The following is a 17,670-nucleotide window of genomic DNA, read 5'->3' as shown; positions in this document are numbered from 1 at the left end:
AGTTCTCTTTCGGCAGGCCGTTTCCGGGTGGAATCCAACGCGAGCCGGCCGACAAGAGATCTTGGGAAGGGCAATCGCCCTTCGGTATTGGAGGAAAACCATGGCAGCAACCTGCCAGGTGACCGGAGCCGTTCCCGGCTTTGGACACAACATTTCGCACTCGCACCGGCGCACCAAGCGTCGCTTCGACCCGAACGTGCAGACCAAGAAGTACTTCGTGCCGTCGCTTCGCCGCAACGTCACGTTGACCCTCTCGGCAAAGGGCATCAAGGTTATTGATGCTCGCGGTATCGAGTCGGTCGTCAAGGACCTGCTCGCACGTGGGGAGAAAATCTAATGGCTAAGGCTCAGGACGTACGTCCGATCATCAAGCTGCGTTCGACGGCAGGAACCGGTTACACCTACGTGACCAAGAAGAACCGTCGCAACAACCCCGACCGACTCGTACTCAAGAAGTACGACCCCGTAGTGCGCAAGCACGTTGACTTCCGTGAGGAGCGCTAAAAATGGCGAAGAAGAGCATGATTGCCAAGAACAACCAGCGCAAGGTCATCGTCGAGCGTTACGCCGTCAAGCGCCTGGAGCTGAAGAAGGCTCTTGTCGACCCGGCCGGCACCGACGAGTCCCGTGAAGAGGCTCGCAAGGGCCTCCAGAAGCTGCCCCGCAACGCCTCGCCGGTTCGCCTGCGCAACCGCGACGCGGTTGACGGTCGTCCCCGTGGCCACCTCTCCAAGTTCGGCATCTCGCGCGTTCGTTTCCGCGACATGGCGCACCGTGGCGAGCTGCCCGGCATCACCAAGTCCAGCTGGTAACCAGCTACTGATCGTCTGACGACGAACAGCAGGGCATCCACAGGGGATGTCGACTTCGGTCGGCATCCCCTGTGTTGTACCCACCCGGCCTTTCGGCATCCGACCCGGATAGGGGTCGTGGAGTTCGCGCACAGCGAAAACCCACCCAATCTCCCCGGCAAAGCGGCCCGAAACGCCGTAAATCCGCGGATTTCCGCGGATCAATGCTAGATTCAACGCGGTCGAACCGACCAACGGAGGCGCTGTTCACAGCGCGCCCGCTTCACGTGAATACCTGTTTTTTACAGACGAAGGTCCGAGGAGGACACTCAATGGCTGACAAGTCGCTGAACAAGACCGAGCTCGTTGCCAAGGTTGCCGCAGACTCTGGCCAGAGCCAGGCTGCCGTCGACGGCGTTCTGAACGCTTTCTTTGCAACCCTCGCCGACACCGTTGCTAACGACGGCAAGGTCACCATCCCGGGATGGCTCGGCGTCGAGCGCACCGCAACCGCTGCTCGCACCGGCCGCAACCCGCAGACCGGCGAAGAGATCGCCATCGCAGCCGGCCACCGCGTCAAGCTGACCGCTGGTAGCAAGCTCAAGGCCGCTGCCAAGTAGGTTGCAGGTCTCGTAGTTTCGGTGGGCGTCGACTTTCAGTCGGCGCCCACTACTCGTTAACCCGCCCCCGCGCTCCGTCGCCCCGGCCGGCTGCCAGAAACGCCGTCCGCCGCCGGTTAAGCTGGAGACGTGCCCCGTTACCTCCGCATCATCGGGCCGGCAGTCCTGCTGCTGGTGGCGATTGCGGCAACCCTGGCGGGCCTGGCCTACGGCGGTGGGGCGGATGCCCAACTCCTCGCTGATCCCGGCGCAGTGGTGCGCTGGGGCCTTCCGGTGGCCAAGCTGCTGGTCAACCTCGGCGCGGCCGGTACCATCGGGGCGCTGGTGCTCACCTGCTTCGCCCTCAGCCCCCAGGAACGCGAATTCGGCACGGCCATCGACCTCGCCGCCGCGTCCGCCGCCTTCCTCACTGTCGCGTCCGCGGCCACCGGCTTTCTCACCTTCCTGCAGGTGACCAACGCCACCATCAGCCTCACCGACCAGTTCAGCGCAACCGTCGGCCAATTCTTCAGCCAGATCGAGCTCGGGCAGGCCTGGCTCACCACCACCCTGATCGCCGCCGCTGTCACCGTGCTCTGCTTCGCGGTGCGCAACCAGACCGCCCTGGTCTTCGTCACCGTGCTGGCGCTGCTGGCGCTGCTGCCGATGGCCCAGCAGGGCCATTCCGCCGGCGCAGAGGGCCACGACGCCGCCATCACCGCGCTCGGCCTGCACCTGGTCTTCGCCGCCGTGTGGTTGGGCGGACTGCTCACGGTCATCCTGCTGCACAAGCAACTCTCGCCGACCCGGCTGCGTGAGGTCATCGGCCGGTACTCCAGCCTGGCCCTGGTGAGCTTCGTCGTCGTGGCCGCCTCCGGCTACGTCAGCGCCGAGTTGCGCATCGGCAGCTGGGACAACCTGCTCACCGGCTACGGCATCCTGGTGCTCGTCAAGGTCGCCGTGCTGCTCGTGCTCGGCGGCTTCGGCGTGCTGCAACGCCGCTACCTGATCGGCCGGATGCGCACCGCGAAGGGCGCCGTCGACCCGTGGTTCTGGTGGTTGGTCGTGGGCGAGATCGCGTTCATGGGCCTGGCCAGCGGTGTTGCCGCGGCGCTGGCCCGCACCGCCACCCCGGTGGCGCAGGTGGTCACGACGGCCATTCCCACGTCGACGCCGGCCCAGATCCTCACCGGCGAGGTGTTGCCGCCTGAGCTCACCTTCGCCCGCTACTTCACCGAGTGGAACTTCGACCTGGCCTGGGTCCTGTTCTGCGCCTTCGGCATCTTCTTCTACCTCGCCGGTGTGGTGCGGTTGCGCCGACGCGGCGACACCTGGCCGCTGCACCGCACCATCCTCTGGGTGGTGGGAATGATCACCCTCTTCTACATCACCAACGGCGGCGTGAACGTCTACGAGAAGTACCTCTTCTCCACCCACATGCTCGCGCACATGGCCTTGACCATGCTCGTGCCGGTGCTGCTCGTTCCCGGGGCGCCGGTCACCCTGGCCGCCCGGGCCATCCGGATGCGCCGGGACGGCAGCCGCGGTCCGCGTGAGTGGATCCTGCTGGCGGTGCACTCGAAGTTCGCCGGCGTGATCTCCAACCCGATCGTGGCCGCGGTGCTGTTCGCCGGGTCGCTCTGGGTGTTCTACTACACCTCCCTGTTCAGCTGGGCGACGACCGACCACATCGGCCACCAGTGGATGATCGTGCACTTCCTGATCACCGGCTACCTGTTCGTGCAGTCCTTGATCGGCATCGACCCGGTGCCGTACCGGTTGCCGTACACCTTCCGGCTGTTGTTGCTGCTGGGCACCATGGCCTTCCACGCGTTCTTCGGCCTGGCGCTGATGACGGGCACCGGGCTGCTGCTGGCGGACTGGTACGGCGCCATGGGCCGCGACTGGGGGATCAGTGCGATCGCAGACCAGCAGGCCGGCGGCGGCATCGCCTGGAGCGTGGGCGAGATCCCGACGATCGCGCTGGCGATCATCGTGGCGATCCAGTGGGGTCGCAGTGACGACAAGGAAACCAAGCGCCGGGACCGCAACGCCGACCGCACCGGTGAGGCGGAACTGAACGAGTACAACGAGCGCCTGGCGCGGTTGGCGGCGCACGACCGGTAACGCGCGTTCCGGGATCGGCTCGCGGGATCTCGACAAGCTCGATCAGCGGCGGGTGGACTCGATCCCGCGGTGGGTGGACTCGATCCCGCGGTGGGTGAGCTCGATCAGCGGTGGGTCGGGCTGAGCGTTAGCGCAGCTGGATGGCCAGGGAGCCGTCGGACTGGATCGTCACACTGAGACCCACCGAGAACGGCACATCTTCGTCGCGGGTGTCGCGGTCGCCGTCGTAGAGCGACTGCACTTCGACCACGATGTGAGCCTGTCCGGGGGTGTCCGGCATGTCGAAGGAGTTCTCGCCGCCGGTGAGCGCCACTTCCGGGTACTGCGCGATCGACCAGACCGGGGCAGAAGTGACCCGGTCGTCGATTTCGATGCCGAACGGGCAGTTCGACGGCTGCAACACCTCCTGGGTGGCGCAGGCGTCGAGGAACTCGTTGAGTTTGGCCTGCACCTGGCCGGTGAAGGTGTCGTTGGGCATCGCATCCACCGTGAGGTCGGTGGCGCCGGAGGCCACGACAGGCAGGCTCTGCACGGGGGCGGTCAGCAGCGTCGAATCGTGCGACACGTCATAGACGACGGGCGCGAACGCCAGATACGCGGCCTGATTCGAGAACGTGATGGGGGCATCGGCCGCAGCGTGCGCCCGGGTATCGAGGGTGAGGCCGTTTACGGTGAAGTCGGCCTCATGCAATACCGTCACCTGCAGCACCGCCAGCGGGCTGGTCGCGAAGCCCCAGGTGGAGAAGATACCGGCGACGGTTCCGAGGCGCTCCACCGTGAATTCCATCGTGGTGGGCTTTCCGTCCAGCTCGAACCCGTAGACAACGGTGTGCTGGCTTTTCTGGCCGACCTCGGCCTGGTCGGAACTGGCCACATCGCTGACCAACTCGAGATCGCTGATCGAACCGAGCACCGACGGGCGCAGCAGGGTATCGGGCAGGGCCTGGGGCAGTCCGGCCGCCTCGAGGTCGGCATCGGTGGGTTCGGCACCCGGCATGGCCAGGGCGGTGTGGGTGTCGTGGGCAGCCAGGGCCTCGAGGTATTGGCGCACGAAACCCCCGGCGCTGAAGACGTCACGGTTGAGCGACCCGATCGCGGCGACGAGCGCGGCAATCAGCAGCACGGTCACCACGACCACTGCCACCAGCCCACGGAGGTAGCGCCCCCGTCGCACTCCCACCCCGTAGCTCACCCCAGTATTCTACGGCGGCATCCTGCAGTGGCCCCTGCGACCGAGGTGATGCCCCAGAGCCCTGCCCGCCACGGCTGATGGGCGTTACAATCCCAGCGTCGGCAGAAGAGGAGCACCATCATGTCAGCCACCCGGTCGCCGCGACCGGCCCATCTCGTCGCCCTGCTGCTGGTCACCGCCCTCGCCGCGTGCGCTCCGGGACCGGCCCCCACCCCCACCCCTACCCCGAGTGCATCCAGCAGCGCCACCGCATCCGGTACGGCCACATCCACTGCCACGCCCCCGGCAACGTCCGGACCGGTCATTCAGATCGACAGCCCGATGGCGGATGCGCGGGTGACGGTGCCCGTCACCGCCAGCGGCACCGCGAACACCTTCGAAGCGGCCCTCACCCTGCAATTGCTCACCGAGGCCGGTGACACCCTCTGTGTGCGCCAAATCATGGCCACCTCCGGGTCGGGAACTGAGGGCACCTGGCAGACCGACCTGGCCTTCGTGCCGCCCGACTCCGACCAGCCGACGGTTCTGCGGGCCTACGAACTCAGCGCTGAAGACGGCAGCCCGATCAACGTCGTCGAGGTGCCGGTCGTGGTCACGCCGGAGCGTCCGCCGATCATCATCGTCACCCCGGTCTGCGGTGACACCGTGGCTCCCGGCGGGCAGATCGCCGTGACCGGCCGCGCCCAGGTCTTCGAGGCGCAATTCACCCTGGAGCTGCGGGACGCTGCCGGCACCGCGGTGCTCAGTCAGGAGGTCACGGCGGAGAGCGGCACGGAAGAATCCAACTTCAGCGCTCTGCTCACAATGCCGGCGGATCTGCCCGGCGGCTTCTACGACCTGGTCGGGTACAACACCAGCGCCAAGGATGGCAGCGTGCAATACGAATTCCCAGTGCAGATCCTGGTGCAGTAGCGCCCCGCTCCAGTTATCCACCACCGGGGGGATCGAGTGGGCGCGCCCCGGCCGGACGGTTACAGTGGAAGAGCCTCCCGAGCAATCTCGGGCCGCCCCTTCCGCATCCCACTGAAAGCACCCCGTGACAGCGATCCCCAACGAGATGCAGCTCTCGCGTGAGCAGGCCGAGGTCTTCGCCGCCATCGAGGGAACCAAGCAGAACGTCTTCGTGACCGGTCGCGCCGGAACGGGTAAGTCCACCCTGCTCAACCACCTGTCCTGGAATACCAGCAAGCAGATCGTCATCGCCGCGCCCACCGGGGTCGCCGCCCTGAACGTAGGCGGTCAGACCCTGCACTCGCTGTTCCGGCTGCCGATCGGCGTGATCGCCGACCACGCCATCGACCAGAACGACCAGCTGCGGAAACTCCTGAACACCATCGACACCGTCGTGATCGACGAGGTCTCGATGGTCAACGCCGACCTGATGGACGCCATCGACCGGAGCCTGCGGCAGGCCCGCCAACGCCCGCACGACAGCTTCGGCGGCGTGCAGATAGTGCTGTTCGGTGACCCGTACCAGCTGGCCCCGGTGCCGGGCGACCCCGAGGAACGCGCGTACTTCAACGACACCTACCGGTCGATGTGGTTCTTCGACGCGAAGGTCTGGCAGACCGCGGAGCTGAAGATCTTCGAGCTCACCGAGATCCACCGGCAGCACGATGCGGGCTTCAAGACCATGCTCAACGCCGTGCGCTACGGCCAGGTGACCCCGGAGATCGGTGGCGCGCTGAACGGTGCCGGCGCGCGCACACCGCCCACGGAGGGCGTGATCACCCTGGCCACCCGCAACGACGCGGTCAACCGCATCAACGCGGCCGCCCTCAAACGGCTCTCCGGCAAGTCGCTCTCGGCCAAGGCCGAGGTCACCGGCGACTTCGGCGGGCGCACCTATCCCGCCGACGAGGTCCTCGAACTCAAGGTGGGCGCGCAGGTGATGTTCCTGCGCAACGACAACCCGCTCGACGGCGGTCCGCGCTGGGTCAACGGCAGCATCGGCACCGTCACGCGGGTGGATTCAACGGTCTACGTCGACATCGACGGCACCACCCACGAGGTGGAGCCAACGGTGTGGGAGAAATACAAGTACACCTACAACGCGGCCACCAAGAAGCTCAGCAAGGATGTGGTAGCCGAGTTCACCCAGTTCCCGCTGCGCCTGGCCTGGGCGGTCACGATTCACAAGTCGCAGGGCGCCACCTACGAGAAGGCGATCGTGGACCTCGGCACCCGGGTGTTCAGCCCCGGCCAGACCTATGTGGCGCTGAGCCGGCTGACCAGCCTGAACGGCCTCTACCTCACCCGGCCGTTGCGCCCGAGCGACATCATCGTGGACGAGAACGTGCTCCGCTTCATGGAGGGCCTGCGCGTGACCACCCCCATCGAACGCGGCTGACCCGCCGCACGGGCGCAGCCGAGCCGGAGGTGGTGGTGCGCCACCGGTCTGGGTATCATCCCCGGCAATGGGCCCCTTCCGGCTTTCCCGCACGGGTGGAAGGCACGGGGCGCGGAATGGGCATCGGGTTGCCATGGGTGATGAGGCACGGGGGCGGGTGTGTCCGGGGGATGCCCTGGCAGACGGGCTGGATCGCTCACGCGGTCGGAGCGGCGGGCATCGGCGCCATCGACGCGGCTGGAGCGCTGCGGCCCTGGTCCTGGTCGGGGGGATGGTGTTCCCGCTCGGCGGATGCGCCGACCCGCGGGTCGCCCTCCCGGTAGGGCCAGAGCAGGCCACCGGCTCCCTCCCCGCAGACACCGTCACCGCCCTGGACGCCGCCCTGGAAGAGGGACGCACCCTGGCGGGCGCATCCGGAGCCCTCGCCGGGGTCTGGGCGCCCTGGGCCGGGCAGTGGCTGGCCAGCCCGGGCAGCCGGGGAACAACCCTCGATGCCGCAACGGGCCGACCCGTCGGCGGCGGAACGCTCACGACCGACATGCGCTTTCGCATCGGCACCCTGACGAGCTCGATGACCTGCACGGTGCTGCTCCGGCTGGCCGAAGACGACCAGGTGGGGCTGGATGACCCGGTGTCGGACTACCTCACCCGGCTGCCCGGAATCGACGGGATCACGCTGCGCCAGCTCTGCCAGAACACGTCGGGCCTGGGCCAGCCGCGGCTCGACCAGCAGTTCGTGAACAACCCCACCCGGAACTGGCCGACGCTCGAGCTGGTCTCCGGCGCGATCGGCGCGTCGCGGGTGGGCGCTCCCGGCCGCGTCTGGAGCCGCTCGGACGCGGGCATCCAACTGCTCGGGATGGCGCTCCGGGCGGCGACCGGTGATGACTGGGCCACCCTCTACGACACTTACGTCTTCGGCCCGCTGGCCCTCGATGACACCGAGTACCCGGGCGAAGACGATCTCGAGGTGACCGGGCCGCATCCCCGCGGCTGGGCCGCCGCTCTCGGCGCCGACGGCCGGCCCGACTGCACCCGCCCGCAGGACGTGACGCGGCTCTCCACCACAATGACCGGCGTGGCCGGCGGTGCGGTGTCGACCCTGGCCGACCTGAAGACCTGGTCGCAGGCGCTGGCGACCGGGCAGCTTCTCTCGGCCGAATCCGTCGAGCAGCAGTGGCGCACGGTGGCCGAGGGCGGTGCGCCACAGTGGCGCCGCGCTGGGCTCGGCGCTGAGCAGTTCGGCCCGATGCGGGGCGGCGCGGGGGCGATCCCCGGTTACCTGTCGGCCACTCTCACCGACCCGGGCACCGGGTTGACCGTGGTCGTGGCGCTGAACGACTCCACGGCGGGCGACCGGCTGGCGCTCGCCCTCGCCCAGCAGTTGGCCGCCATTGCGTCCCAGGCGCCGGCGGCGCCGGACCGGCAAGCGGCGGTCGTGGAGCTGCCCTGGACCGCAGAGGATGCGGCGGCCGCGATGCGGGCCACCGCGGTCTGCCCGGCCGTCGCCGCCGTGGCGGCGCCGGCCGGGTGACCTCGAGCGGGCTAGTCCTTGAAGACGTCCTTGACGTTCTCGCCGGCCTTCTTCACGCTGGCGCTGGCCTGGTCGGCCTTGCCCTCGGCGACCTTGGAGTCGTCGTTGGTGGCCTTACCGGCGGCTTCCTTGGCCTTGCCCTTGAGGTCTTCAGCGGCGTTCTTGATCTTGTCGGATGCACTCATCGTGTTCTCTCTTTCTCTTGGGGGTGGTTCTGGATCGCCGGATAGGTCTGGGGTGGCCTCTTAGGGGGTTCGGCCGGGCAGGTGGATGCGTGCCTGCGTGAGACGTACGGTGACGCGGCCGATCTCGGAGCCGCTGAGTTCGGCCACGCGGGAACGAATCTGCCGCTGGGCCGGCTCGGTGCGGGCCGGATCGTTGGGCTCGTCGCCCGCATCGGCGGCGGCGGCCCATTCGGGCGGCAGCACCCGGAGCGGTACCCGCACCGTGAGGTCCAGGCGGCCCTCGGCGTCGGCGAGGTTGACGGACACCTGGCGCGGCCGCACCCCGAGGGCAGCAGCCGCAACGGCCGAGACCAGCTGCGTCATGGCGCGGCTCGTGATGTGGGTGCGACCCCGTTGTGCCGCGGCGAGAGCTGTCACTGGACCCTGGCCTCCGCGGTGTCGGCGGTGTCGGCGGTGTCGTCGGTCTCGTCGGCGGGCAGGTGCACGTCGTTGATGGTGACGTTCACCTCGGTGACCTCCATGCCCACGAGGGACTCGATGGCTGCGATCACCGCGGTACGGGCGTCGTCGGCGACCTGCTGCAGCGGTACCGGGTATTCGGCGACGAGGGAGAGGTCGACGGCGACCTGGCTTTCGCCCACCTCCACGCTGATGCCCTGGCTGTGGTCGGTGTTGCTGATTGCCTCGCGGATGGCGCCGAGTGCGCGTGCGGCGCCGCCGCCGAGGGCGTATATCCCGGGCACGTCGCGCAGGGCGAGGCCGGCGATCTTGGCTACCACCCCCGTGTTGATCACGGTTTTTCCGCGGGAGGCTGCGGTGGGCGAGGTCGTGCCGTCCGGGCCGTCACTGCCGATACTGCTGGGGGTCATTGCGGGGGTGATGCTGGACATAAGCCGGGCTCCTGTGCTGGTCGGCCGCTGCAATGCGGTTCGGGACGGCGAAATAGCCACTATGCCCCAAAAGTCAAGGACGCGGAGAGATTTTTTCTCACCGAAACTCATTGATACTGTTCAGACGCATCTCATGGATTGTTCGTCACGGAATCAGACGAATATTGCGGGGATGCACGGTCGAATTAGAGAGAGGTTTGCCGTGATGGCCACGGGGTCCGATGAGCGTTCGCATCTCAGCGACGCCACCGACGCGATTCTCGCCGCGCGCGCGGCCGACGGCGATGAGCGCGCGTTCGAGGTGATCGTGCGCCGGCACGGGCCCCTGATGCGCGCCTACGCCACCCGGATCCTCGGTTCCACCAGCGATTCCGACGATGTGGTGCAGGAAACTTTCATCACCGCGTGGGAGCGCCTGCCCGAGCTGCAGGATCCGGCGGCCACCAAGGCCTGGCTGATGCGGATCACCAGCCGGAAGGCGATTGACCGTATCCGCGCCCGCCGTCAGGACCAGCCGCTGGCCGACTGGGATCTGCCCGCGCCGGAATCTGAATCGCCGCACCGGTTGGCCGAAGCCGCCTCCCAGCGCGAGCGGCTCACACGTGCACTCGGTACTCTGAGCGAATCACAGCGTCAGTGTTGGACGTTGCGGGAAATCGGCGGGCACAGTTACGCGGAAATCGCCGATGAGCTCGACCTTCCCGCATCGACCGTGCGCGGGCTGCTCGCCCGGGCACGGCAGAAGCTCATGCAAGAGATGGAGGAATGGCGATGACTCTCTCTCCCGACGACCCGAACGAAGACCTCATCGCCTCGCTCAGCGATTACGTCGACCGCGGCGAGACCCCGCCGGCCGAGCTGCTCAATTCCGCGCCGGAGGTGCGGATCGCCTACGACGCGCTCACCCGGTTCCGCACGCTCGCCCAGGACATCCTCGAAGCCGACGTGACGGCCGAACCGGCCCGCGACGACAGCTGGGTGACCGGGATCCTCAGCAATATCCACCGCGAGGCGCGCGCCGGTCGGTCGATCCCGGTGGCGCATCCGTCGCCGAAGGCCACGCTCAGCCTCACCGAGGGCGCCGTGCGTGGCCTGGTGCGCTCGGCCGGAGACGGGGTGGCCGGTACGTTCATCGGCTCCTGCCGGCTCGAGGGTGACGTCACCACGCCGGGCAGCCCGGTCACGGTGAACGTCACGGCCAGCGTTTTCTGGGGAGAACGGATTCCCCAGACCGCGCAACGCCTGCGCGACGCGATCACGACATCGTTGCTGCACCACACCGAGCTGAACATCGTGGCGGTGAACGTGACCGTCACCGATGTGCACCTGCGGCGGAACCCGGAACCGCCCGCCGAGTGAGCCGGCGCCGGACCGCTACGGGATCTGCCGGCTGCTGATCAGTTCGCGGTACCAGAGCGCACTGTCTTTGAGGGTGCGTTCCTGGGTGTCGTAGTCGACCCGCACGATGCCGAATCGCTTGGAGAAGCCATAGGCCCACTCGAAGTTGTCCATCAGCGACCAGACGAAGTACGCCCGCAGGTCGATGCCGGCCTGCAGCGCGCGGTGGGCGGCGGTGAAGTGCCGGCGCAGGTAATCCACCCGGTTGTCGTCGTGCACGCGCGTGGTGCCGGCCTCGTCGACGGTGACGACGTCGTTGAAGGCCACCCCGCTCTCGGTGATCATCAGCGGCAGACCGGGGAACTCCTCGTGCAACGCGGTGAGCAGCTGCAGCAGCCCGGACGGCTCGATGTTCCAGTCCATCTCGGTAAACGGGCCCGGCTGGTCGAGCCGGGGGATGTCGTCGGTGCCGGGGAACGCGCTCGCCCGCGACGCCGCGCCCGCGGCCGAGTCCGCCGCATCCGCTGATCCGGTGGGCGGGCCGACCAGGGTGGTGTTGTAGTAGTTGATGCCCAGCACGTCGATCGGCTGGTGGATGAGCTCCAGGTCGCCGGGCCGCACGAACGACCAGTCGGTGATCTCCCGGGTGTCGTGCAGCAGGTCGGCGGGGTATTCGCCGTGCAGCATGGGGCCGGTGAAAATGCGATTTCCCACGGCCTCGATGCGCCGCACCCCTTCGGCGTCGCCGCGGATCACGTGCAGGTTGTGGGTGACCGAGATCTGAGCCGTGGCACTGACGACGCCGCGCAAGGCGCTCACGCCGAGCCCATGGGCGAGGTTGAGGTGGTGCGCCGCGGTGAGGGCCTCGGTGTTGTCCTGCCGGCCCGGCGCGTGCTCGCCGGACCCGTGGCCGAGGAACGCTGAGCACCACGGCTCGTTGAGCGTGGTCCAGATCTGCACCCGGTCGCCGAGGGCCTCGCCCATGATGCGGGCATAGTCGGCGAAGGCGTACGCGGTCTCCCGGTTGCGCCAGCCGCCCTGGTCCTCGAGCGCCTGAGGCAGGTCCCAGTGGTAAAGGGTGGCCACCGGTGTCACGCCGCGCTCGAGAAGCCCGTAGACGAGGCGCTCGTAGAAGGCCAGACCGGCCGGGTTCGCCTCTCCCCGACCGGTCGGCTGAATGCGCGGCCAGGCGATGGAGAACCGGTACGCGTTCAACCCGAGCGCGGCGATGAGGTCCAGATCGCTCTCGAGCCGGTGGTAGTGGTCGTCGGCGGTGTCGCCGGTGTCGCCGTTCTCCACCGCGCCAGGGGTGTGCGAGAAGGTGTCCCAGATCGAGGGGCCGCGGCCGTCTTCGTCGACAGCACCCTCGATCTGGTACGCGGCGGTGGCCGACCCGAAGACGAAGCTGTCGGGGAATCGCAAACCGCTCTCGCGATAGTCGAGGGAGTCGTCGGTCATGGGGGAGGCCATCCATTTCTGCTTCGGTGCACTGGCGCTCGAAAACGAGGCTGACTAGACTTTATCAAGTTACCAAAATAAGTCGCAACAGCTCGCCGGATGTCATCGGCGGGCGTGCCCCGCCACTCTGGCCACCGTTGATCAGGAGAATGCCATGCGCCCCGAAGCCCGACCCGCCGCGGACAGCTGGCCCACCCCGGCCCTCTCCTTCGGCGGCGACTACAGCCCAGAGCAGTGGCCGCACGAGATTGTGCTCGAGGACCTCGCCCTGATGCGCGAGATCGGCGTGAACCTGGTGACGCTCGGGGTCTTCTCCTGGGTCAAGCACGAGCCGCGCGAGGGCCAGTTCGACTTCTCCTGGATCGACGAGATGCTCGACCTGTTGCACGAGAGCGGCATCCGGGTCGACCTGGCCACACCCACCGCCGCTGTGCCGATGTGGCTGCATCGGCTGCACTCCGAGATTCTGCCGCAGGATGAGTTCGGGCATCCGCTCGCCCCGGGCGGCCGCAATGGGTTCTGCCCCTCGTCGCCGGTCTACCGCGAGTACTCGCTGCGCCTCGTGGAGGCGCTCGCCGGGCACGTGGCCGGGCATCCGGCGATCGCGATGTGGCACGTGGGCAACGAGCTCGGCGGTGGCAACGCCCGCTGTCACTGTCCGGTGTCGAACGACCACTTCCGGCACTGGGTGGCGCAGCGCTATGGCACGGTCGCCGCGCTGAACGAGGCCTGGGGCATGAGCTTCTGGGGCAACAGTTACTCCTCGTTCGAGGAGATCACCACGCCGAGCACCCAGACCGCGCACAACCCCGGTCAGTTGCTGGACTACGAGCGCTTCTCGTCCGACGCGCTGCTTGACCAGTACCTCGCCGAGAAGGCGGTGCTCAACCGGCACACTCCGGGCGTGCCGGTCACAACCAACTTCATGGTGGGTCTCGGACCCGACGTGGTGGACTACGCCCGCTGGGCCCCGCACATGGACATCGTGGCCAACGATCACTACACCTACGGCCCCGACCCACTGCGGCACCAGGAGCTCGCCTTCGCCGGTGACCGGATGCGCGGCATCTCCGCTGGTGGCCCGTGGATGCTGATGGAGCACGCCGCCGGCGCGGCCAGCTGGCACGCCATCAACCAGGCCAAGAAGCCGGGGGAGCTCATCCGGCACGCCCTGGCGCACGTGGCCCGCGGCTCCGATAGCGTGATGTATTTCCAGTGGCGGGCGTCGACGTCCGGCACCGAACAGTTCCACTCGGCGATGCTGCCGCACGCCGGCCGGCGCTCCCGAATCTTCGGTGACATCACCACACTCGGCGGCCACCTCGCCAACCTGGCCGAGGTGAAAGACAGCACCGTAACGGGCGCCCAGGTGGCCCTGTTGCACGACAACGAGGCCGGCTGGGCGCTGAAGAGCGGCCTCAAGCCCACCAACCGCCCCGTCTACGCCGACACCGCCCGGGCCATCCACAGTTCGCTGTTCGAGCGGGCGGTCACGGTCGACGTGCTGCCGGCATGGCACGCCCTGGCCGGCTACAAGGTCGTGGTCGTGCCCGGCCTCTTCCTGGTCTCGGCCGAAAACGCCCGGGCCGTGGCGGAATTCGCCGAGAACGGCGGCACCGTGGTGGTGACCTGGTTCTCCGGCATCGTCGACGAGCGCAACACCGTGATTCCCGGTGGCTTCCCGGGCGCGTTCCGCGATCTGCTCGGCGCCTGGAGTGAGGAGTTCTACCCGCTCACGCCGGAGGAGTCTGTCGACCTGGACAACGGCTGGCGCGGCATCCGGTCGAGCGAACTCGTGCACGCCGAGGGCGCCGAGGTGATCGCCAGCTACGGCTCGGGTGACGTGGCCGGCTACCCCGCGGTGACCCGACGCTCGTTCGCCGGCGGCGGCACGGCCTGGTACCTCTCCACCGACCTGGATACGGCGAGCCTCGGCGAGTTCCTCGACCGGGTGCTCACCGAGGCCGGCGTCACCCCGGCCGCCACGGTCTCGGCCGGGGTCGAAGCGGTGCGGCGCCGGTCGCCGGCCGGGTCCTACCTGTTCCTGCTCAACCACGCCACGACGGAGGGATGGGCCGAGGCGACCGGCACGGACCTGCTCACGGGCGCCCGGCACGCCGTGCGGGTGCCGCTTCCGGCCGGCGGCGTCGCGGTGATCCGGGAGGACTAGGCGGCGCGGCAGAGCGGGACCCTTGGTGCGTCCACGGCCCCTGTGTGACCATGGGGTATGACGCCGTTGGACGAGCGACCGCAAGTCGGAACCATCTCCGTCGACCCCGGCTGCCTCGAGCAACGTGGTGAGGATCTCGACGTTCTGCTCGCCGACCTCGCCGTGCAGGACGCCGAGCGACCGCCGGGCACGCCCAGCGTGGGATGGCGGGTGCTCGACACCCACGACGGTCACAGCACGACCATCGGTGCTCCGGTGGACGACGACGGGCAGTGGTGGCGGGTCGGCCAGATCCAGCGGGGCTCGGGCGAACCGGTCGCGGCCACCGTGTGGCTGCATCCGTCGTCGCAGCGCCGCCGGCCCAGCCGCCGGGACCGGGCTGCCGGGCTGGTCATGCGCTGGCCGGAGGTCACCCGGTCGGCGCCGGATCTTGACCTGCTGGCGATCGACATCGTCAACGCCGGCACGGCGCGCTGGCACCCGCAGGGGGACTCGTTCATGGTCTTCGCGGAGCTTCGTCGACCTGGCGGCCCGGCCGCCGGCGTGTATTTCGGCTACGTCTCCGGCCAGAGCCCGGCGATGCCGCTCGACCCCGGTGAGTACGCGCGAGTGCGGGTTGTCATCGACGCAGGTCAATGGGATGCGGCGCTGCCCGGACCCATCGAGGTGCACGCCATCCTGCTCGACCTGGGCCTGCATGCCGACGATCCACTCACGGTGACGGTGACCGAGCAAGCCATTCAGGACCACCTGCCCAAGCGGCGCCCGCCGGCCCCGCCGGCCCCTCCGGCCCCGTGACCTGACGCAGGCGTCAGCCGGCCGGTGGCGCGGTCGTGCCGCGGGCGACGACCTGCGGGGACGGCGCAGGAATCGACCCGGGCGCGCGGCCGGCCAGAAGCTCCTGCACCATCTCGGCCGCGGCGGAGCCGAGCCAGTGCACGTCCCGGCGCATGACCGACAGCGGCGGAGTCGACAACCGGCACAGGCTGGAGTCGTCCCAGGCGAGCAGCGACAGCTCGCCGGGCACCGCGATGCCGGCTTCTTGGGCATAGGTGAGTCCGCCGAGGGCCATCAGGTCGTTGTCGAACAGGATCATGGTGGGCCTCTGCGCCCCGCCAAGCAACTGGCGGGTGCCGTCGAAGCCGCTCTGTTCGGAGTAGTCGCCGGTGACGGTGCGGGCGATCGCGCGGTTGGCGGTGATGGCCTCGGTGAACGACCGGGTGCGTACCACGGTGTGCACGAGGTGGCCGGGGCCCGAGACTCGGCCGATCACGCGGTGACCGAGGCCAACGGCGAACTCGACAGCCAGCGCCACCGCTTCGAAGTTGTCGACCTGCAGCGTCGCGACACCGGACTCCGGGGTGTGCAGTGGGTCGCCGAGGACGAGGGCCGGTAGGCCGAGGTCGTGCAGGATGCCCACCCGCACGTCGTTCTCGGTGAGGTCGTGCACCACGATGGCCGAGACGTGTCCGGAGGCGGCCCAGCGCCGGTAGCTGGCGATCTCCTCCTCGAGGCTGTCGGCGATGTGCACCAGCACCGAGCCGTTGTTCATTCTGAGGGTGTCTTCGAGGCCTGCGATGAATTCGGAGTAGAACGGCTCGACGCCGCGGAACCGGGGCGAGCTGCGCAGCACGGTGCCGATGGTGATGGGGTCGTACTGGATGGACGGATCGAAGAGGGCAGGCACACTGTTATTGTGCCCCACCACCGGCACTTCTCGGCCGAAAACAGACATCCTCATCGGCTTTCTTTGGGCACTTTATTAAGCGAGTCAACTCTAGAATGGGAGGAACGAGGAGGCTGAACATGACGCGCGCCGGAGCCAACTTGACCCTGACGACGAGTCGCGCCCTCGTGCTCGACTTCGTGCGCTCGGCCGGCCCGATCAGCCGGGTCGAGCTGGCCACCCTCACCGGGCTCACCCCGGCCACAATGACCAACGTCATGCGGCAACTGCTCACCGATGGCCTGGTCGTCGAGGTCGGCCGCGACCTCTCGACCGGCGGCAAGCCCCGGGTGCTGCTTGACATCAACCCGACCGCCCGGTTCGCCGTGGGAATTCAGCTCGGCGCGGACTCGCTGACCTACGTCGTCACCAACCTCGGCGGCGCCATCGTGGGTCGGCTGCGCACCCGGGGGGCGGAGGATTCGCCGCCCGTCGCGGTGATCAGCCGCATGGCCGGGCGGGCCAAACAGCTCATCGAAGACCTCGGCATCGACGGCCAGGCTGTCATCGGCGTCGGGCTGGCCGCTCCGGGGTCGATGGACCTCGACAAGGGCGTGCTCCTCGCGCCGCCCACCCTCGGCCAGTGGTCCGAGTACCCGCTGCGTGACGAGCTCGAGGCGGCGATCGGGCTGCCGGTGCTGCTCGACAACGACGGCACCACCTCCGCCGTCGGCGAGTTCTGGGGCGGCGATGTGCCGGATGCCTCCACCATGTGCGCGGTGTATCTGGGCGCGGGTATCGGCGCCGGCATCCTGATCGGTGGCACGGTCTTTCGCGGGGCGAGCTCCAATGTGGGGGAGCTGGGCCAGATGTGGATGACCGCGCCGCACAGCGGTGCCGCGCCCGACACCCTCGAACGTGTCGCCGGGCCTGCCGGGGTGGCGGCCGCGGTGCGCCGCGCCCTCGACGCCGGAGCGGAGTCGTCGCTCGAGCTGGGCGGCACCGACCCCATCGCCGACTTCACCCTGATCGCCACCGCCGCCCTGCTCGGCGACCCGGTGGCGGTGGCCGCGATCACCCACTCCGCCCAGGACCTGGCCGAGGCCGTGCTCATTGCCGCGAACCTCTTCGACCTCGACTTCGTCGTGCTCGCCGGTCCGTCGGTGGCGATCGCCGGCTCGATGTATGTGGAGATCGTGCAGAAACGGCTCGACGAGGGGTTCTTTGCCAAGCGTCGGCACGGCATCGAGGTGCGGCTCTCCACCCACGCCACGGATGCCGCTGCCGTCGGTGCCGCCGCCCTGGTGCTGCAGCACCAGCTCGCGCCCCGCTCCTTCGGCAGCTGACCTGCCGGCGAGTTCCGCTGGTTG

19 protein-coding genes are annotated in these 17,670 nt (G+C 68.5%); 13 read left to right on the top strand and 6 right to left on the bottom strand.

All coding sequences use genetic code 11. From position 1 onward, the window contains the following. Positions 1–100 precede the first annotated feature (100 nt). The 5 genes from rpmB (at position 101) to CTB96_RS04570 (ending at position 3,517) form a co-directional block, all read left to right on the top strand. Positions 101–337 carry a 50S ribosomal protein L28 gene (rpmB, locus tag CTB96_RS04590; RefSeq protein ID WP_066598603.1) on the top strand — a complete coding sequence of 79 codons (237 nt, stop codon included), beginning with the start codon at positions 101–103 and terminating at the stop codon, positions 335–337. Beyond that, the gene (rpmG, locus tag CTB96_RS04585) at positions 337–504 is read left to right on the top strand and encodes a 50S ribosomal protein L33 (RefSeq protein ID WP_066598602.1); all 168 of its coding nucleotides are present in this window, start codon (positions 337–339) and stop codon (positions 502–504) included. The genes rpmB and rpmG overlap by 1 nt, the downstream gene beginning before the upstream one ends. A gap of 2 nt (positions 505–506) precedes the next feature. Next, complete coding sequence (gene rpsN, locus CTB96_RS04580; RefSeq protein WP_104164519.1) at positions 507–812, top strand: 30S ribosomal protein S14; 306 nt, start codon at positions 507–509, stop codon at positions 810–812. 311 nt (positions 813–1,123) lie between these two features. Beyond that, positions 1,124–1,411 (top strand): HU family DNA-binding protein, encoded by a 288-nt coding sequence (locus CTB96_RS04575; RefSeq protein ID WP_066598601.1) that lies wholly within the window; start codon positions 1,124–1,126, stop codon positions 1,409–1,411. Positions 1,412–1,540: 129 nt separating this feature from the next. Then, the gene (locus tag CTB96_RS04570; protein ID WP_181397130.1) at positions 1,541–3,517 is read left to right on the top strand and encodes a bifunctional copper resistance protein CopD/cytochrome c oxidase assembly protein; all 1,977 of its coding nucleotides are present in this window, start codon (positions 1,541–1,543) and stop codon (positions 3,515–3,517) included. Between the two features lie 127 nt (positions 3,518–3,644). On the opposite strand, the gene CTB96_RS04565 is transcribed toward CTB96_RS04570, so the two are convergent. After that, the gene (locus CTB96_RS04565; RefSeq protein WP_110125701.1) at positions 3,645–4,709 is read right to left on the bottom strand and encodes a hypothetical protein; all 1,065 of its coding nucleotides are present in this window, start codon (positions 4,707–4,709) and stop codon (positions 3,645–3,647) included. Between the two features lie 120 nt (positions 4,710–4,829). Between CTB96_RS04565 and CTB96_RS04560 the strand changes: the two genes are divergently transcribed. The 3 genes from CTB96_RS04560 to CTB96_RS04550 all read left to right on the top strand — a co-directional run bounded on the left by CTB96_RS04560 (position 4,830) and on the right by CTB96_RS04550 (position 8,593). Beyond that, positions 4,830–5,621 carry a Gmad2 immunoglobulin-like domain-containing protein gene (locus tag CTB96_RS04560; RefSeq protein WP_110125700.1) on the top strand — a complete coding sequence of 264 codons (792 nt, stop codon included), beginning with the start codon at positions 4,830–4,832 and terminating at the stop codon, positions 5,619–5,621. A gap of 145 nt (positions 5,622–5,766) precedes the next feature. Beyond that, on the top strand, positions 5,767–7,059 hold the full coding sequence (locus tag CTB96_RS04555; RefSeq protein WP_110125935.1) for an ATP-dependent DNA helicase: 1,293 nt from the start codon (positions 5,767–5,769) through the stop codon (positions 7,057–7,059). A gap of 271 nt (positions 7,060–7,330) precedes the next feature. Further along, positions 7,331–8,593: a serine hydrolase domain-containing protein gene (locus CTB96_RS04550; RefSeq protein ID WP_110125699.1), complete on the top strand. Its 1,263-nt coding sequence runs from the start codon at positions 7,331–7,333 to the stop codon at positions 8,591–8,593. Positions 8,594–8,604: 11 nt separating this feature from the next. Here CTB96_RS04550 and CTB96_RS04545 read toward each other — a convergent pair whose 3' ends face one another. The 3 genes from CTB96_RS04545 to CTB96_RS04535 are packed head-to-tail and all read right to left on the bottom strand — an operon-like array spanning position 8,605 to position 9,668. Continuing rightward, positions 8,605–8,778, bottom strand: coding sequence for a CsbD family protein (locus CTB96_RS04545; RefSeq protein WP_110125698.1), 174 nt, complete (start codon positions 8,776–8,778; stop codon positions 8,605–8,607). Between the two features lie 60 nt (positions 8,779–8,838). After that, the gene (locus tag CTB96_RS04540) at positions 8,839–9,141 is read right to left on the bottom strand and encodes a hypothetical protein (RefSeq protein WP_110125697.1); all 303 of its coding nucleotides are present in this window, start codon (positions 9,139–9,141) and stop codon (positions 8,839–8,841) included. Between the two features lie 50 nt (positions 9,142–9,191). Next, positions 9,192–9,668: an Asp23/Gls24 family envelope stress response protein gene (locus tag CTB96_RS04535; protein WP_110125696.1), complete on the bottom strand. Its 477-nt coding sequence runs from the start codon at positions 9,666–9,668 to the stop codon at positions 9,192–9,194. Between the two features lie 205 nt (positions 9,669–9,873). Between CTB96_RS04535 and CTB96_RS04530 the strand changes: the two genes are divergently transcribed. Next, positions 9,874–10,443: an RNA polymerase sigma factor gene (locus CTB96_RS04530; protein ID WP_110125695.1), complete on the top strand. Its 570-nt coding sequence runs from the start codon at positions 9,874–9,876 to the stop codon at positions 10,441–10,443. After that, positions 10,440–11,027 carry an Asp23/Gls24 family envelope stress response protein gene (locus CTB96_RS04525; protein WP_110125694.1) on the top strand — a complete coding sequence of 196 codons (588 nt, stop codon included), beginning with the start codon at positions 10,440–10,442 and terminating at the stop codon, positions 11,025–11,027. Before CTB96_RS04530 ends, CTB96_RS04525 begins: the two co-directional genes overlap by 4 nt. A gap of 15 nt (positions 11,028–11,042) precedes the next feature. Here the strand turns inward: CTB96_RS04525 and CTB96_RS04520 are convergent, their stop codons facing one another. Continuing rightward, a complete protein-coding gene (locus CTB96_RS04520) occupies positions 11,043–12,476 on the bottom strand; it encodes a GH1 family beta-glucosidase (RefSeq protein ID WP_110125693.1) in 1,434 nt (477 codons plus the stop codon). A gap of 142 nt (positions 12,477–12,618) precedes the next feature. Here CTB96_RS04520 and CTB96_RS04515 point away from each other — a divergent pair, with 142 nt between their 5' ends. Further along, on the top strand, positions 12,619–14,634 hold the full coding sequence (locus CTB96_RS04515; RefSeq protein WP_110125692.1) for a beta-galactosidase: 2,016 nt from the start codon (positions 12,619–12,621) through the stop codon (positions 14,632–14,634). Positions 14,635–14,691: 57 nt separating this feature from the next. Beyond that, the gene (locus CTB96_RS04510) at positions 14,692–15,432 is read left to right on the top strand and encodes a hypothetical protein (RefSeq protein ID WP_110125691.1); all 741 of its coding nucleotides are present in this window, start codon (positions 14,692–14,694) and stop codon (positions 15,430–15,432) included. Between the two features lie 13 nt (positions 15,433–15,445). On the opposite strand, the gene CTB96_RS04505 is transcribed toward CTB96_RS04510, so the two are convergent. After that, on the bottom strand, positions 15,446–16,321 hold the full coding sequence (locus tag CTB96_RS04505) for a LacI family DNA-binding transcriptional regulator (protein WP_181397129.1): 876 nt from the start codon (positions 16,319–16,321) through the stop codon (positions 15,446–15,448). Positions 16,322–16,440: 119 nt separating this feature from the next. Here CTB96_RS04505 and CTB96_RS04500 point away from each other — a divergent pair, with 119 nt between their 5' ends. Further along, positions 16,441–17,646, top strand: a complete 1,206-nt coding sequence (locus tag CTB96_RS04500) for an ROK family transcriptional regulator (RefSeq protein ID WP_181397128.1) — start codon at positions 16,441–16,443, stop codon at positions 17,644–17,646. The last annotated feature ends 24 nt before the right edge of the window (positions 17,647–17,670 follow it).

This window comes from Cryobacterium arcticum (assembly GCF_003185895.1).
Taxonomy (GTDB): domain Bacteria; phylum Actinomycetota; class Actinomycetes; order Actinomycetales; family Microbacteriaceae; genus Cryobacterium; species Cryobacterium arcticum.
The sequence above is the reverse complement of the archived record's forward strand: the minus strand, read 5'-3'. Positions and strand labels throughout refer to the sequence as shown.

What these genes read in the sequence shown, in the direction of transcription:
- CTB96_RS04515 (WP_110125692.1), top strand. Translation starts at nt 12,619, where the DNA reads ATGCGCCCCGAAGCCCGACCCGCCGCGGACAGCTGGCCCACCCCGGCC.
- CTB96_RS04520 (WP_110125693.1), bottom strand. Translation starts at nt 12,476, where the DNA reads ATGGCCTCCCCCATGACCGACGACTCCCTCGACTATCGCGAGAGCGGT.
- CTB96_RS04525 (WP_110125694.1), top strand. Translation starts at nt 10,440, where the DNA reads ATGACTCTCTCTCCCGACGACCCGAACGAAGACCTCATCGCCTCGCTC.
- CTB96_RS04555 (WP_110125935.1), top strand. Translation starts at nt 5,767, where the DNA reads ATGCAGCTCTCGCGTGAGCAGGCCGAGGTCTTCGCCGCCATCGAGGGA.
- rpmG (WP_066598602.1), top strand. Translation starts at nt 337, where the DNA reads ATGGCTAAGGCTCAGGACGTACGTCCGATCATCAAGCTGCGTTCGACG.
- rpsN (WP_104164519.1), top strand. Translation starts at nt 507, where the DNA reads ATGGCGAAGAAGAGCATGATTGCCAAGAACAACCAGCGCAAGGTCATC.
- CTB96_RS04560 (WP_110125700.1), top strand. Translation starts at nt 4,830, where the DNA reads ATGTCAGCCACCCGGTCGCCGCGACCGGCCCATCTCGTCGCCCTGCTG.
- CTB96_RS04500 (WP_181397128.1), top strand. Translation starts at nt 16,441, where the DNA reads ATGACGCGCGCCGGAGCCAACTTGACCCTGACGACGAGTCGCGCCCTC.
- CTB96_RS04545 (WP_110125698.1), bottom strand. Translation starts at nt 8,778, where the DNA reads ATGAGTGCATCCGACAAGATCAAGAACGCCGCTGAAGACCTCAAGGGC.
- CTB96_RS04535 (WP_110125696.1), bottom strand. Translation starts at nt 9,668, where the DNA reads ATGTCCAGCATCACCCCCGCAATGACCCCCAGCAGTATCGGCAGTGAC.
- CTB96_RS04575 (WP_066598601.1), top strand. Translation starts at nt 1,124, where the DNA reads ATGGCTGACAAGTCGCTGAACAAGACCGAGCTCGTTGCCAAGGTTGCC.
- CTB96_RS04530 (WP_110125695.1), top strand. Translation starts at nt 9,874, where the DNA reads ATGGCCACGGGGTCCGATGAGCGTTCGCATCTCAGCGACGCCACCGAC.
- CTB96_RS04510 (WP_110125691.1), top strand. Translation starts at nt 14,692, where the DNA reads ATGACGCCGTTGGACGAGCGACCGCAAGTCGGAACCATCTCCGTCGAC.
- rpmB (WP_066598603.1), top strand. Translation starts at nt 101, where the DNA reads ATGGCAGCAACCTGCCAGGTGACCGGAGCCGTTCCCGGCTTTGGACAC.
- CTB96_RS04550 (WP_110125699.1), top strand. Translation starts at nt 7,331, where the DNA reads ATGGTGTTCCCGCTCGGCGGATGCGCCGACCCGCGGGTCGCCCTCCCG.
- CTB96_RS04540 (WP_110125697.1), bottom strand. Translation starts at nt 9,141, where the DNA reads ATGACGCAGCTGGTCTCGGCCGTTGCGGCTGCTGCCCTCGGGGTGCGG.